11 protein-coding genes are annotated in these 16,889 nt (G+C 33.0%); all 11 read right to left on the bottom strand.

The genetic code is table 11. The annotated features are described in order from the left end of the window. Window positions 1–7: 7 nt before the first annotated feature. Window positions 8–1,513, bottom strand: coding sequence for a RagB/SusD family nutrient uptake outer membrane protein (locus Q0807_RS10030; protein ID WP_299109256.1), 1,506 nt, complete (start codon window positions 1,511–1,513; stop codon window positions 8–10). A gap of 10 nt (window positions 1,514–1,523) precedes the next feature. Further along, window positions 1,524–4,559, bottom strand: a complete 3,036-nt coding sequence (locus Q0807_RS10025; RefSeq protein WP_299109254.1) for a SusC/RagA family TonB-linked outer membrane protein — start codon at window positions 4,557–4,559, stop codon at window positions 1,524–1,526. A 520-nt stretch (window positions 4,560–5,079) separates the two neighbouring features. Beyond that, window positions 5,080–5,958, bottom strand: a complete 879-nt coding sequence (locus Q0807_RS10020; protein ID WP_299109252.1) for a carbohydrate kinase — start codon at window positions 5,956–5,958, stop codon at window positions 5,080–5,082. A 1-nt stretch (window position 5,959) separates the two neighbouring features. Continuing rightward, window positions 5,960–7,576 carry a glycoside hydrolase family 32 protein gene (locus Q0807_RS10015; protein ID WP_299109250.1) on the bottom strand — a complete coding sequence of 539 codons (1,617 nt, stop codon included), beginning with the start codon at window positions 7,574–7,576 and terminating at the stop codon, window positions 5,960–5,962. Continuing rightward, window positions 7,566–8,891, bottom strand: coding sequence for a sugar porter family MFS transporter (locus tag Q0807_RS10010; RefSeq protein ID WP_299109248.1), 1,326 nt, complete (start codon window positions 8,889–8,891; stop codon window positions 7,566–7,568). Before Q0807_RS10010 ends, Q0807_RS10015 begins: the two co-directional genes overlap by 11 nt. Window positions 8,892–9,138: 247 nt before the next feature. Continuing rightward, window positions 9,139–10,065 (bottom strand): tRNA epoxyqueuosine(34) reductase QueG, encoded by a 927-nt coding sequence (gene queG, locus Q0807_RS10005; RefSeq protein ID WP_299109245.1) that lies wholly within the window; start codon window positions 10,063–10,065, stop codon window positions 9,139–9,141. After that, window positions 10,065–11,399, bottom strand: coding sequence for a cytochrome P450 (locus tag Q0807_RS10000; protein ID WP_299109243.1), 1,335 nt, complete (start codon window positions 11,397–11,399; stop codon window positions 10,065–10,067). Before Q0807_RS10000 ends, queG begins: the two co-directional genes overlap by 1 nt. 24 nt (window positions 11,400–11,423) lie before the next feature. Then, complete coding sequence (gene ruvB / locus Q0807_RS09995; RefSeq protein WP_299109241.1) at window positions 11,424–12,446, bottom strand: Holliday junction branch migration DNA helicase RuvB; 1,023 nt, start codon at window positions 12,444–12,446, stop codon at window positions 11,424–11,426. 136 nt (window positions 12,447–12,582) lie between these two features. Then, complete coding sequence (locus tag Q0807_RS09990) at window positions 12,583–14,379, bottom strand: cbb3-type cytochrome c oxidase subunit I (protein ID WP_299109239.1); 1,797 nt, start codon at window positions 14,377–14,379, stop codon at window positions 12,583–12,585. Window positions 14,380–14,411: 32 nt separating this feature from the next. After that, a complete protein-coding gene (locus Q0807_RS09985) occupies window positions 14,412–15,470 on the bottom strand; it encodes a cytochrome c oxidase subunit II (protein WP_299109237.1) in 1,059 nt (352 codons plus the stop codon). 23 nt (window positions 15,471–15,493) lie between these two features. Continuing rightward, the gene (locus tag Q0807_RS09980; RefSeq protein WP_299109235.1) at window positions 15,494–16,870 is read right to left on the bottom strand and encodes a quinol:cytochrome C oxidoreductase; all 1,377 of its coding nucleotides are present in this window, start codon (window positions 16,868–16,870) and stop codon (window positions 15,494–15,496) included. Window positions 16,871–16,889 lie beyond the last annotated feature (19 nt).

The following is a 16,889-nucleotide window of genomic DNA, read 5'->3' as shown; positions in this document are numbered from 1 at the left end:
CTCACTTTTAATATCCTGGGTTCTGCTTCAAATTAGGGTTTGTACTAAGTGCAGTTGCAGGAATTGGGAAAACTAACCTTGTTCTATCTGAAGTTTCAGGTTTTTCTTGTACCGGATTTAAAAATGTACCAAAACGAATTTGATCATTTCTTCTCCAGCCTTCCCAGTATAATTCTCTAGAACGTTCATCTAAAATATCTGCTAACGTCGTACCTGTATATACAGTTTCTACTCCTCTAGCTGTTCTTAATTCTGTTAACAAAGCAGAAGGGTCTCCTCCCATTCTTGCCATTGCTTCAGCTTTCATTAAGTAAACATCTGCTAATCTGAACACAACATAGTCATTAGCAGGACGATCTACGTTTTCATAGTCAGGCAAATATTTAATAACCCTCATACCTCTTACTTCAGTAGTATTAGCTATTTCAAACTCCTGCGTATAATTTAGAGGATTTCCTTGTCTATCCTCTAGTGCTACCCCATTTTCATCGTACTGTTGCCCTACTAACATACCTGCATTTATACCAGAAACATCCGTAAGACCTGGATATGAACCGCCTCTTCTAGCATCGCTATCATCAAATTTTTCGTATAAATCTGTTAATCCTACAAAACCATTCCAACCACCTTGATTGTAATGCAAAGTCATCAGATATAACTCTCTTAAATTCCCACCACTGTTATTGCTATTTTCAGACACAAGAATATCTTCTGTAGACAAATCCGTATTATTTGGTGCGAACATATCAAAGTACGTGGATTGTAAGCTATAAGGACCAGCCATTATTATATCACAATAGTCTATTACTTTCTGCATATCTGTAGCATCAAAAGTATATGGTCCTGCTTGGGGTGTTCCATCTTCATCTGTAGCTTTATATACCGCTCTATTCAGATATAACTTAGCTAATAACGTCGCTGCAGAATATTTATTTGCTGAATTACTCTCTGCTATTGCAGGAAGATTATCAAATACAGCTTCTAACGCTGTAATAGCATAATCTACAGCTTCAATTCTCGATAATACAATTGGATCATCCGCATAATCAGAACCTGGTTCTCTAAATGGTACTTGTCCAAAAATATCAAGAGCATTAAACATATAAAAGCTCAAATAAAATGTTGCAACTGCCTCATCTTCAATATTAGGATTATTTGACAATGCATTAATAGCAGGAAATAAGCCACCTAATAATTGGTTCCACGTATTATTTACATTTGGATGCGATGAATTCCAAAGGTGTAAATGTAAAGCCCTCCATGCTCCACCATCATCCCAATCTGCACCACGCGTAGGACCAGCCATTTCGTCAGATGAATGCTGTTGAAGCACATACTGATTACCAACAGTTTGAAACGAACGTAATTGATTATATGCTGAAGCTATACCACCAGATACTATTTCTTGATCTGCAAGCCCACTTTCTTCTGAAAGTCCATCTAAATTTTCTTCAAGATCTGTACAGGCAAATATAAGTACAGCACTGAATGCTAATATTAATTGTTTTTTCATAATTCTTTTTTTAAAAGTTTAAGTTTAATCCTAATGAAAATGAGCGAGCTCTAGGATATCCTGAGTAATCAATTCCAAAAGAAGGCACACCATTTACTTGTTTGTTTGTATTTACCTCTGGATCAAAACCACTATAAGGAGTAATAATAAATAAGTTTTGTCCTGTTAAAGAGAGTCTAGCACTTGATAAATATTTACCTACTTTACCCAATTTGTCACCGGATAATGTGTAACCAATACTAGCGTTTGATAATCTAAAGAAATCACCTGATTCTAAAAACCTAGTAGATACTATTGGGCTAGAACCTGGGTCTTCACCATTATTAACAACACTTCCAATAACATTTTCACCTCTATTTAAAGCACTTTGACTAAATAAAGCATTGGCAGTATTATTATAAATTTGATGTCCATAAGCTCCATAACCATTAGCAGTAAAATCCCAATCTTTATATCCTGCTCTTAAATATAAACCAATATTAATGTTTGGATTTGGATCACCTACAAAAGCTCTATCACTTTCACCACCTGGCTGATCAAAATTTGTATTTACTGTTCCGTCATTATTTGTATCTGCATAAATTGGAGTTCCTGTAGAATCAAACCCTTCAAAAACTGGAAGGTAAAATGCATATAACGGTTGACCATCATATAATAATTGTAAATTCTCACCAGAAAGCCCTTGCCCACTCGCAAAACCTGTCGGAGTTCCGTTATCTAAAAAAGCATCTTTTCCTCTAATTTCATTCTTTAAGAATGAAATATTACCACCAACATCTAATGTAAAGTCTTCTTTTTGAATGGCTTTAAAGTTTAATCCAATTTCCACACCAGAATTAACTATTTCATCACTAAAATTAGACCATGTAAATGAGCCAACTGGTCCTGGTTGTGCGACTGGAAGTCTAAATAATAGATCGTCCGTGTTTTTTCTAAAGTAATCTATATTACCAGTGACAATGCCATTATACAATCCAAAATCAATACCAACATTAAATTGTGTAGTTGTTTCCCATTTTAAGTCTTGATTTCCAATATTAATAAGACCAGGTGCTACCGGTGTTCCACCACCATCTTGAGCTGCATATACATCTCTTGCTGCTTCAGCATTAAACTGTTGGTTACCAGTTTGTCCCCAACCTGCTCTTAATTTAAACTCATTAATTACTTCAGGTAAAAAACCTTCTTCATGAACTTTCCATGCAGCCGCTAACGCTGGGAAATAACCATATTTATTGTTTCCTCCAAAACGACTTGATCCATCAGCTCTTACAGTCGCTGTAAAAATATATTTGCTTTTGTAATTAAAAATACCTCTCGCGAAATAAGATTGCAAAGAAACAGGTACAAAACCAACCAATGTATTGTTTGGATCAAAGGAAAAAGATGAATAATCTGCTCTATCTATAGATTCTGCAGCAAAAATATTGTCTAAATAAGAATTTTGATCATTAGAATAAAAATCTCTTAATGTAATACTTTCTCCTGCTCCATCATAAGTTTCGTAAGAATGTCCGACTACTGCGTTAACATTCAAATTCTCAGAAACATCTTTAGTAAACGATAATGTGTTTGTTATTAATTGATTCAAAAATCGTGAGTTTTGAACGTTAGCAAACCCTCTATCAAGTGTATTATTGGTATTCATTAGTCTTGAAACTCCAATTCCTCTATAAGAATTAGTTCTATCAAAACCATATGTAAATTCATACTTTAAATCATCAGTGAAATTAATTGCCGCTTTTACATTACCAAATAATTTAGTTGTCTCGCTATTATCACTATAATAATCTAAAAACGCTAAAGGATTTCTTTGATTATCTGATGGTTGGAAATACGTTCCATCAGCATTATAAAACGATTGTGTTGGATTCCATTTTAACGCAGAAAGTAATAAATCGCCTTGTGCACCAATAGACTCTGAAAGAGCTGTAGCTTCACTATTAATTTGTGACGCAGTTATACTTGCAGAAACTTCAACAACATTATCAAAAAACTTTTGTGATATATTAGTGTTTAAATTGTATTTATCTAAACCAGTATTATTAATAACACCATCTTGATTCAATAAACCTAGAGACACCCTATATTTTCCTGTTTCAGACCCACCAGAATAAGATAAATTGTGTTGCGTAGTTACTGCATTTCTTGTAATTTCATCAAAAGCGTCAACATTAGATCCAGCATCTGCCGCTGAATTAGCACTAGCAAAAGCACCAGCACTTAACAAATCATACGAATTTGCAACTGCAGAGGTTGTAGTTGTAAATGAATAACTTAATCTTCCTTCTCCTCTTTTACCTGATTTCGTTGTAATAATTATAACACCATTTGCTGCACGTGAACCATAAATAGCTGTTGCTGAAGCATCCTTAAGAATTGATATAGACTCTATATCATCTGAGTTAATAAAATTTAATGGATTCTTTGCGCTTGAGCTACCAGCAATATCTCCAGTACTTGAACCTGCAGAATTTGATGCATTGTTAAATGGAACACCATCTATAACGTATAAAGGATCATTACCAGATCTTACAGAAGAAGCACCTCTTATTCTAATAGAAGCACCTGCACCAGGTTCACCACTTGCAGTAGTCACTTGTACACCAGCTGACCTACCTTGAAGTAATTGCTCTGGAGATGTCGTAACACCTTTATTAAAGTCTTCAGTACTTACAACATCTACAGATCCAGTAGCATCTTTTTTGCTAATAGATCCATAACCAACAACAACGACTTCATTTAAAGCAGCTGCGTCTTCTACTAGAATTACATTGACAACCTCTTGTCCTGTATATATTACCTCTTGGGTTTTATATCCTAAATAACTAAAAACAATAACATCATTATTGTTCACATCATTTAGTACATATGTCCCATCCATATCTGTTTGCACTCCATTAGTAGTTCCTTTAACTAATATATTTACTCCAGGTAATGAGCCGGAAGCATCAGAAACTGTTCCTGTAACAGTTTGTGCATATAATAGTCCACCAAATAGCAGGAATAAACTACCTATAAGTTTTCTTAATAATTGTTGTGTCATATTGAATTTATTTAGTTGTTTACGTTAATTATTTAGTTTAAAACCCATTAACAAATGATGCTAAATGTTAAAGCAATGTCAAACTTTTTTAATGTTTTGCCAAAAAAAGAGTTAAAAATCACATAAAAAGCAACCGAAATCGTTTTCGTTTATCATATTAATAAAATAATATTTTCACCAAGTGAAGCTAATGAGTCAATCGATATCATTAGTTATTATAAATATTAGTCGGAAATTATTCTAGTAAAAAGACTGAACAAACTCTTTTTTTCGTCTAACTTATGTCACATCATAAATGATTAAATATTGATTTGCTTTCATATTTATATGAAAAAAAATCAGTTTTATCATACTAGTCTATTGCAATTCAATACACTTTTGACATTCCTTAATGTGATATTAAGCGAGTTTAAAGAAAATGTAAAATTGTTAAATGAGAACTCTCTAATATTTCAGGTTTAGAACTAAACCAATGCATTAGTTATACCTTCAATATTCTTAGATATTTAGTAAAATTATGCTAACCCATTAGTGATTTAACTTCTACTGTTTTAATATTAGGATTTGCTCCATCCTTTGATGCTACTAATGCTCCTATAGCACAAGCATATTCTAAAGACTCCTGTGGATGGATATTGCTCAATAATTTATTTATTAAAGTAGCTAAAAAAGAATCACCTGCACCTACAGTATCTTTAACGGTTACCTTATATCCTAAACTTTTAAAGATATTATCATCTTTAAATAACAATGCACCATCTCCACCTAAGGTTACACAAATGTTATTTGTTCTTGTAGTTTTGGCAATAAACCTAATGGCATCTTCTATATCTTCATATTTATAATTAAGATGCTCACATATCTCTATCAATTCTTCATCATTAAACTTAATGAAATCGGCATCATTCATTAATTCTTCTAATTGAGTCATGTTATAGTGTGGTACTCTTAAATTTATATCAAAGACTTTAAATCTTGCAAATTTTAATAGCTCTTGTAGCGTGGACTTAGACATATCATTTCTGCAGATAAGGCTTCCGTAGATGAATGCGTCAGAATTCTTTACAATGTCTACAGAAGACTTATGTAATTCAATATAATCCCATGCACAAGGAAATTCTATATCATAAGTTGCTGAGCCATTATTATCTAATGCAACTTTAACACAACCCGTTTTATAAGTATCACTTACTTGCACTTCTTTATACAAAATACCTTTTTCTTTTATAAATTTTATAAGCTCACTTCCATCTTTATCATTGCCTACACTACTAATTATAGTTACCTCATTGCCAAAAGAACGTAATCTCAATGCAACATTTAGAGGTGCTCCACCAATCTTCTTGTGCGTAGGAAACACATCCCATAAAATTTCACCAAAACAAACAATATTAGACATATTAATTAAACTTAAATTCTTGAATTTGTAGATTTTCTATTTTAAAGGTTTTGTCCTTAGATGTTATCGAAAACAATTCTAAAGGATAATTAGGAAAAAACAATTCTGTCATAACTATTTCTCCATCATTTAAGAATATTTCAATTGAAGTCTTATCTAAAAGAATTTGGAACTTTAGAGATTTCATCCCTTTTTGCATTGAGACGGTAGAAGTATTTGGAGCAAATTTTTCTGAAAAATCTACTTTACCAGATTTTTGTCTATTAATAAAAAACTTATTGTCCAAGTTGTTTAATCCTATTATAAGTGTATCACCTTCTTTATTATAGAAAGAAATATTATAGGTTTCTTCTTTTAAATCATTAAGTTCAAATTCAAGATTTAACTTAGCCATATCTAAATCAGAGTCATTCAACAATTTTTTAATATCTGAACTTTCTATTTTGTCTTTTTTAATAGTTTTATTGCTATAACTATTCAATTCATCCACTGGTAAGCTATGTAATATAAATTTGTCTTTATTGCTTTTGAGTTTAAGTTCTCTAGCTATTGTCATTGTGCTTCTCCATTTAAAAGTTGGAACATCTCTAGCATATTCCCAATTAGACATCCAACCAATAAATAATTTTCTACCATCAGTTTCTGGAATATTAGACCAAGTAACACCTGCATAATTATCTCGCCCATAATCTAACCACACCGCATTATCTTCATTTAATTGCTTAGAAAACTTCTTATCTAACTCAAAACTTTTTCCATTAAAATCACCTATAAAATATTGAGTAGCGCTTCCGCCATTTGGACCTGCAGGATTGATACTTACAATCAACACCCATTTAGTTTCATCACTTCCATCTACTTTTATTGGAAATAAATCTGGGCATTCCCAAAGTCCTCCATGTTGCCCTAGGTTTTCACCGAAATCAGATTCAAAATTCCATTCCTTTAAGTTAGTAGAACTGTAAAACATAATTTTATTACCAGCAGCCAATGACATAATCCATTTTTTATTTTTATCATCCCAAATAACTTTTGGATCCCTAAAGTCTTTAATTCCTGGATTTGAAATCACGGGATTATTACTATACTTAGTCCATGTAAATCCTTCATCCAGAGAATAAGCAATTGACTGTGTTTGAAAATCTAATTTACCGTCTTTTTCACCTTGCATATTGTGATGCGTAAAAATGGCAACCACAGGTGCGATACCATTTTCACCAAACCCAGATGTGTTGTTTGTATCCACTACAATACTACCAGAGAAAATGAGACCTAAATCATCTGGATAAAGCGCTATTGGTTGTTCTTTCCAATTAATCATATCATCACTAATAGCATGTCCCCAATGCATTGGACCCCAAACATTACTTTCTGGGTAATATTGAAAATATAAATGATATTTTCCGTTTAGATAAAACATACCATTTGGATCATTCATCCAATTAGCTTCTGGCGTAAAATGAAAATTAGGCCTATAAAGCTCCTCTTCAAGACTTGTTTCAGAAACTACTACAGCGTCTTCCTGCTTTTTAGATTTGTTTTCTTTACAAGCTGTTATGTTAACTAAAAAGATTCCTAAAGAAATCAATAGTAAATAATTGTATAATTTATTTTTCATCTCTGATTAATTTTTTACTTAGTTTTTCAAGTGAAATCCCTTTAGTTTCTGGCATCATAAAAATTACAAATAATAGTTGAAATACCATCATTATAGCAAATATCATGAATACAGTTCCAGCTCCAATAGTTGAAAAAAGAACTGGTACTAACGATGGTACTATAGCTGCCAGCACCCAATGAACAGAACTACCAAATGATTGCCCAGAGCCTCTTAAATGATTTGGGAAAATCTCAGAAATAAACACCCAAATTACAGTTCCTTGACCTATGGCGTGCGCAGCAATAAACAAGAATAAAAACACAGGCATAAAACCGCCTTCCCAATCTAAGAAGAACGCTAATGACACTAAACTTAATGAAACGATATATCCTATAGATCCAATATACATTAACTGCTTTCTACCTAATCTATCAATTAAAAAAATACCTAATAGCGTAAACAATAAATTAGTAACACCAACTCCTATACTACTTAAAAGTGCAGAACTTTCCTCTAATCCTGCTTCTGCTAAAATTCTAGGAGCATAGTAAAGCAATGCATTAATACCAGATAATTGATTAAAAAATGCTATTAAAAAAGCTAAGATTAACGGATACCTATACTTTTTCAAAAAAATGTTTTCGTTAGGTACCGTATTTTCCATTTCGTTTTTAATCTCTAACATGAGTTTTTCTGGATCTTGATCTGGATTTATTATTTGGAGTACACTGACCGCTTCACTATTTCTTAACTTAGTTAATAACCATCTCGGACTTTGTGGAACAGTCAAAACAAATAGTGTGTATATAACTGCAGGAATCGCTTCCACACCAACCATCCATCTCCATGCGTTTTCACCTATATCATTTAAAAGATAATTAGATAGAAATGCTACAAGGATACCAAATACAATATTGAATTGATATAGACCCACTAGTTTACCTCTATCTTTGGCTGGTGCGATTTCTGAAATATAGGCTGGTGCGGCAATTGTTGATGCTCCTACACCTAAACCACCGATGAATCTAAAAACAGCAAATGTTACGGGATCGTTAGACAATGCAGAGCCAATTGCTGAAATGGTATACAAAACACCTATCCAAAACAATGTTTTTTTACGGCCTAGTTTATTTGTTGGAATTCCACCAAATAAAGCACCTACAACAGTTCCCCACAGTGCCATTCCAATTACTACAACACCATGAAACATATCTGAAGAACCCCATAATGTTTGTAATTTTTTTTCTGCTCCAGAAATGACAACAGTATCAAAACCGAATAAAAATCCAGCCAAGGCTGCTGTTATCGACCAGATTAATATCTTTTTGTTCATAATTTAGTTTGTTACCTATTAGCACGTTAAATTAACTAAACTTTATATATGGTAATTAATTATTAGCCACAATTAGGCCTTTCTGCATCCGAAAACGATTTCGGTAATATATCGTTTATTGATTGCTCTTATTTTAAAGTCTTTATTTATTGTTAGTAGAGACTAAAAATGTACATAATATTTAATCGTAAAGAGTACTAGAGGAATTTTAATCAATTCCATTAAATAAAATTTGATTAGTGAAGAACTAGTCTTTTAAAAACCCAATATTTCGTTCCAATCCAGAAAACTTAGTTCGCTTCAATGCTGATTTTTGAAACACTTTTTTAAAGGTATCTTCAGTAATCTCTTCCCAATCCTTTTTGGTCATATCTAATAACTCAGGATGTGGATTAAACAAAGGTTCGTTATGTGGTTTTGAAAATCTATTCCAAGGGCAAACATCTTGACAAATATCGCAACCAAACATCCAGTCATTAAACTGCCCTTTAAATTCTGAGGGAATATTTTCTTTGAGTTCTATTGTAAAGTAAGAAATACATTTACTGCCATCTACCACATAAGGTTCTGTAATCGCTTCCGTTGGGCAAGCATCAATACAAGCAGTACAAGTTCCGCAATGATTAGTTACAGGTGTATCATAATCTAATTCTAAGTCTATTATTAATTCAGCTATAAAATAGAATGAGCCAACTTGCTGAGTTAATAAATTACTATGTTTCCCAATCCAACCTAAACCAGATTTTGCAGCCCAAGCCTTGTCTAAAACTGGTGCGGAATCTACAAAAGCGCGTCCACCAACTTCTCCTATTTCATCTTGAATAAAATACAAAAGTGATTTTAACTTGTGTTTTATAATATGATGATAATCGTTGCCATAAGCATATTTTGAAATTTTATAAGAATCTTGATCCTGAATTTCAGAAGGGTAATAATTTAATAGCAAAGACACCACAGATTTTGAACCTTCAACTAATAAGGTTGGATCTAAACGTTTATCGAAATGGTTTTCCATGTAACGCATTTCTCCATTCATATTCTTGTTAAGCCAAGTTTCTAGGCGTGGTGCTTCTTCTTCTAAAAATCCTGCTTTACTTATACCACAAGACAAAAATCCGAGACGTTTAGCTTCGGATTTAATCAACTCAGTATATTTAGTGGTATTATTAAGCATTACATTCTCTCTTCAAACTTTAAAAATGCATTTTTTGGCTTTAATGTGATTAATGGTGTAATATCAATAGTTTCAAAATCTGGGATAATTTTATAGCTTGATACTAGTTCTGAAACTGCAATTATCATTTCAAACATGGCAAAATTATTTCCTATGCACTTTCTTGGACCTGCTCCAAAAGGAAAGTACTGTGATGAAAACTTTCGGCTTCCTTCACTGAAACGCTCGGGTAAAAATTCGTCTGGTTGTTCCCATAATTTAGAATGACGATGTATTTCGTAAACTGAAAACAATAAGTTAGATCCAGCTTCAAAATCCATGTTATTAAATGTGTCTGGTTCTTTGTTAACACGATCAATAAAATAAGCTGGTGGATACAATCGCATGGCTTCTTCTATAACTTGCTGACAAATTTTAGATTTAGTAACTAAATCCATTAAATCATCGCTTTCATTTTTTAAGGCTATACGCTCGTTATAAATTTTCTCTTGCCATTCTGGATACAAAGCCAATAATTGCGTAATAAAAGTAAGTGCATTAGAGGTCGTTTCATGTCCTGCTGTAAATAGAATTAAAATTTCATCTACAAGTTGTTCTTCTTCCATGGAAGTACCATCATCATATTTTGCATCTAACAACATATCTAACAAATCGTGTTCCTTTATATTTGAAATCCGACGTTCGTTAACTATTCGCTTTAATATTTCCCTAGCTTCATTAGTAAGGTCTACATGCTTTTTAATCTCTCCACTAACATTAAACCACCAACCTAAATAAGGCTGGCGTAATTCTTTAACTAACATCTGTTGTGCTTGCTCTGTAATATATTGAAGTCGATTAATATCGGTTTGATTTGCAGCACTACTAAATAACGACTTTACAACCGTTTGAAATGCTAAATCATTGAGAATAGGAAAAATGTCTATTACACTATTTGGTATAATCTTATTATACTCTAATTGAATAGCGTCTTTTATGCTTTCTAAAAGATTCTCTAATTGTTTTTTATGAAAAGCTGGCTGAATCAGTTTACGCTGCTTTTTCCATAGCTCTCCCTCTGACGTCAATAAACCTTTACCAACATACTTTACTAAATCTTCAGTTTGAATCTTGGATTTTGTATAGTTCTTTTGATTTTTTTGAAGAACATATTCTGCCATAGAAGCATCACGTATAAAAATGACGCTGTTTTTAAATCCGATTTTAAGTTTGAAAACATCACCTTGCTCTTCAAAATTTTGATGATGAAAAGGTAAAGGGTTCTTCAAAATTTCTAAAGAATGTTTGAAGAATCTCCTAAGAGGCACAGTAGGTATATTTTGTTTAGTTTCCATATTGAGGTGTCTTATTAATTTGGCTTAAAACAATCCTCCTTGGGTAGGGCCTTTTATTTTACCTAAGTGTTTATAAGCTTGTTCGGTGACTTCACGTCCACGAGGTGTTCGCATAATGAATCCTTGCTGAATTAAAAAAGGTTCATAGACTTCTTCAATCGTTTCTGTACTTTCGCTCACTGCTGTAGCAATAGTGCTAATACCTACAGGTCCACCTTTAAATTTTTCGATAATTGTGGTTAGAATCTTATTGTCCATTTCATCTAATCCGTAAGCATCTACATTAAGAGCCTTAAGTGCAAATTTTGCAATTTCAATATCAATTTTACCATTACCTTTTATTTGGGCAAAATCTCTAACACGTCTTAATAAGGCATTTGCAATACGAGGTGTACCTCTACTTCTACCTGCAATTTCTATAGCTGCCTCCATACTGATAGGCATATTTAATATTGAAGCACTACGCTGAACGATAGTTGTTAGTAATTCTGTTTTGTAATATTGTAAACGACTTTGAATACCAAATCGTGCACGCATTGGCGCTGTTAACAATCCTGAACGTGTTGTTGCACCAATAAGTGTAAAAGGATTTAAATTGAGTTGAACAGTTCTAGCATTTGGTCCAGACTCAATCATTATATCAATTTTATAGTCTTCCATTGCTGAGTATAGATACTCTTCTACAATAGGACTTAATCTGTGAATTTCATCTATAAAAAGTACATCACGATCATCAAGATTAGTAAGTAAGCCTGCTAAGTCTCCTGGCTTATCTAAAACCGGTCCAGAAGTTACTTTAATACCTACATCTAATTCATTTGCTAAAATGTGTGCTAAAGTTGTTTTACCTAAACCAGGAGGTCCATGAAACAACGTATGATCTAGAGCTTCTTCTCTAAGGTTTGCCGCTTGTACAAAAACCAATAGATTTTCTAATACTTGATCTTGGCCTGTAAAGTCATCAAACGATAATGGTCTTAATTTCTTTTCGACATCTAACTCTTCTGGTGTGAAATTATCGTTGTTTGGATTTAGGTTTTCGTTCATAATACTTCCTACTAAAGCAAGAGTTACTTTTAATTGTTATTCAATAATCAAATATAACGAAAAAGCCTTTCTGAAAACAGAAAGGCTTTTATATTGTGAGTCTCGTTAATTAAATCCCATTTTAATAGAGACAAGTTTAATGTTGTAATTCCTCTTCTCCTTCTTTTAAAGGAACGTTTTGAGGTACAAAGTCTACATCATGACCTGGCTTACTGTAATCATAAGACCAACGATAAACGTGAGGAATAGCTCCTGGCCAGTTACCATGAATATGTTCAACTGGTGTAGTCCATTCTAATGTTGTAGATCTCCAAGGGTTTTGCTCAGCTTTCTTACCAAAGAACATACTTGCAAAGAAGTTATATAAATATATAATCTGTGCAAGACCACCAACGATTGCGAATATTGTAATCACAACATTTGCATTTGTTAAATCATCGAATAATGGAAAGTTTGAATTTGTATAATAACGTCTAGGTAAACCTGCCATACCGATAAAGTGCATTGGGAAGAAAACTCCGTATGCACACACTGCAGTAATCCAGAAATGCAAATAACCTAAGTTTTTATTTAACATACGTCCAAACATTTTTGGATACCAATGATAAATACCTGCAAACATACCGTAAAGAGCAGAAATACCCATTACTAAGTGGAAGTGTGCAATAACAAAATATGTATCGTGAACGTTAATATCTAAAGCTGAATCTCCTAAAATGATTCCTGTTAATCCACCTGTAATAAAAGTAGATACAAAGCCAATAGAAAATAACATGGCTGGATTCATTTGCAGATTACCTTTCCAAATGGTGGTAATCCAGTTGAAGGCTTTTACAGCTGAAGGTATTGCAATTAACAATGTTGTAAATGTAAATACAGACCCTAAGAAAGGATTCATACCTGAAATAAACATGTGGTGGCCCCAAACAATAGTAGATAAGAATGCAATTGCTAAAATTGAAGCAATCATTGCACGATAACCAAAAATTGGTTTACGTGAATTAGAAGCCATAATTTCAGACACTAATCCCATTGCTGGTAAAATTACAATATATACTTCTGGGTGACCTAAGAACCAAAATAAGTGCTCAAATAATACAGGAGAACCACCTTGGTAATGTAAAACTTCTCCTTGAATAAATATATCTGATAAAAAGAATGATGTACCAAAACTTCTATCCATTATTAATAATAATGCTGCAGATAATAATACAGGGAATGAAACAACACCAATAACAGCTGTTACAAAGAAAGCCCAAATTGTAAGTGGCAATCTTGTCATTGACATTCCTTTTGTACGTAAGTTAATTACGGTAACAATATAATTTAATGACCCTAATAATGACGATGCAATAAAGATAGCCATTGAAACTAACCATAAAGTCATTCCCATACCAGAACCACCTGATGCCATAGGCAATGCAGATAAAGGTGGGTAAATCGTCCAACCCGCAGCAGCTGGTCCAGCTTCAACAAATAATGAACAAATCATTATAACACTAGATAAAAAGAATAACCAATAAGATACCATGTTTAGGAATCCTGAGGCCATATCTCTCGCACCAATTTGTAACGGAATTAATAAGTTACTAAACGTACCACTTAAACCCGCGGTAAGTACAAAGAATACCATAATGGTACCATGAATAGTTACTAATGCTAAATAAATATCTGCATCCATAACACCATCTGGAGCCCATTTACCTAATAATGCTTCAAATAAAACATTTGGCTGTTCTGGCCATGCAATTTGCATACGGAACATAATAGACATTAAAACACCTATAACTCCCATTATAGTACCAGTAATTAAATACTGCTTAGCGATCATTTTATGATCAATACTAAAAATATATTTAGTAATAAACGTTTCTTTATGGTGATGTACGTCGTGATCTTCTTCGTGACCGTGTGTATCAATAGTTGCTGACATAATCTGAATTATCTTTTCTTAAAAATATATTATTAATTTAATGAATTTGGAAAGGTTTTCTGCTCCTTCATCCATGCATCAAACTCTTCTTGAGTTTCTACAATAATCTTCATTTGCATATTGTAGTGTGATTTACCACAAATCTTATTACATAATAATAAGTAATCAAATTCGTAAACTAACTCCTGTCCTGCTTCTTCAATTTCAGCTTTTCGCTCTAATCTAAGTCCATTAATATTTTTTACTTTTTCAACCATATCCGGATTTTCTCTCATATCCGCAGTAGTAATGGTTGGTGTAAAACTAAATTGTGTTACCATACCAGGAACACAGTTCATCTGTGCTCTAAAGTGAGGCATATAAGCCGAGTGTAATACATCTTGAGAACGCATTTTAAATACAACTGGTTCTCCTACTGGTAAATGAAGTTCAGTAACAATTACATCATCTTTTGCATTTGGATCTTCTTCATCAACCCCTAAGATATTAGCGCGATCAATATCAATTAATCTTACATTAGCTTTACCTAAGACATTATCAGCTCCACTGTAACGTGCTTTCCAGTTAAACTGTTGTGCATATAACTCAATAACCATAGGATCTTCATCTTCATCGATATTCATAATATCATTCCAAGTAAATAATCCATAGATAATTAAACCTGCCAATACAATAACAGGAATAACAGTCCAGATAAATTCTAAAGTTGTATTATCAGCATAAAATAATGCTTTCTTACCCTTTTCTCCTCTGTACTTATAGGCAAAGAAATGAAGTACAAATTGGGTTAAAATTTGCACTATAAAAATCACAACCATTGAGATAATCATTAGATTATCAACTTCAACACCATGTTCTGAGGCAGCATTAGACATCAATGGTAAATCTCCTAAATACCAAAAACTAAGGATTGTTATTAAATAGATAAAGATTAAAAATCCCATCATTAAATAACCATTGATTTTATTATCATGGTCGTCGGCAACCTGAGAATTCGTTGTGCCCACCTGAGCCAAGTCAAAAATCTTTACCATTTGCCATAAGGCAATAGCAACAAAGAGTACAATTATAATAGTTAATAAAGCAGTCATTATCGTTTCTGTTCTTTTTTATATTAATAATGGAAATGTTTACTTTCCTCAATGAATGGGCTTCTTTTTGCCAATAATGGATGTTTGCTAAGCGCTGTAAAAACGACCAACAAAAATATACCAGCAAATAATAAAATAGACCCAATCTCAGGAATTCCAATAAACCATCTATCTCCTACAGTTGCAGGCATAATCATATTGAAAATATCTATATAATGACCACAAAGTATTACAACTCCAGCCATAATTACAAACCAATTTACACGTTTGAAATCACTATTCATTAATAATAATAGTGGGAATATAAAATTCATCGCTATCATACCAAAGAATGGTAAATTATAATCCTCAATACGTGTTACAAAGTAAGTCACTTCCTCCGGGATATTTGAATACCAGATTAACATAAATTGAGAGAACCATAGGTATGTCCAGAAAACACTAAATCCAAACATAAATTTAGCTAAATCATGAATATGACTATCATTTACATGCTCTAATAAGCCTTTAGATTTTAAGTAGATAGCAATCATAGCGATTACAGTAATACCACAAACAAGCATACCTGCTAATAAATACCAACCAAATAACGTACTAAACCAGTGTGGATCTACACTCATTATCCAATCCCAAGACATCATAGATTCAGTGTAAATAAAGAATACTAAAAATGCCGCAGCAATTCTGAAATTCTTTTTAAAGTAACGGTTATCATCTGCACTATCTTGAGCCAACGAAAACTTTCTTGAAAAATGACGATATAACGACCAACCAGCTAAGAAAATAAGACCTCTTATAAAAAATCCTGTTTTGTTTAACCATCCTGATTTTCCAGCCACTAATGCGTCATAATTATCATTACCTACTTCAGTTACACCATCTGTTAACCAAACAAATAAATGACTATCTGCAGCAAATGCGACAGCCAATACTAATAACCCACCAGGTAATACATACGATGTAATTCCTTCCATTACTCTAAATAAGACTGGTGACCAACCTGCTTGTGCTGCATATTGTACTGCATAAAACGCTAATACACCTAACGCAATCATAAAGAAAAAGAAAGCCGCTATATATAAAGCAGACCATGGTCTATTATGTATCTGATGTAATACATGCTCTTCATGACTCATTCCGTGGTCAGACTCAGCATGCGAAGATCCGTGTGCTTCTTCGCCATGATTGTCATCTACATGTAACGCTGCTGCTTCATTCGAATCAGTATGAGATTCTTCAGCATGAGCATCTCCATGATGATCTTCATTCGCTAAAAATTCAGTTATATTCTCTTCAGTCACACTATGTGCATCCATAAAGCCGTAACCAACACCTAATAGTCCTAAAACCATTAAAACGATAGCACCTATTCTTAATCGATTTGAAATTTTATATTCCATTTATATAATCTTTATCTAA

The sequence above is a fragment of the uncultured Winogradskyella sp. genome, assembly GCF_947495255.1.
Lineage (GTDB): Bacteria > Bacteroidota > Bacteroidia > Flavobacteriales > Flavobacteriaceae > Winogradskyella.
The sequence above is the reverse complement of the archived record's forward strand: the minus strand, read 5'-3'. Positions and strand labels throughout refer to the sequence as shown.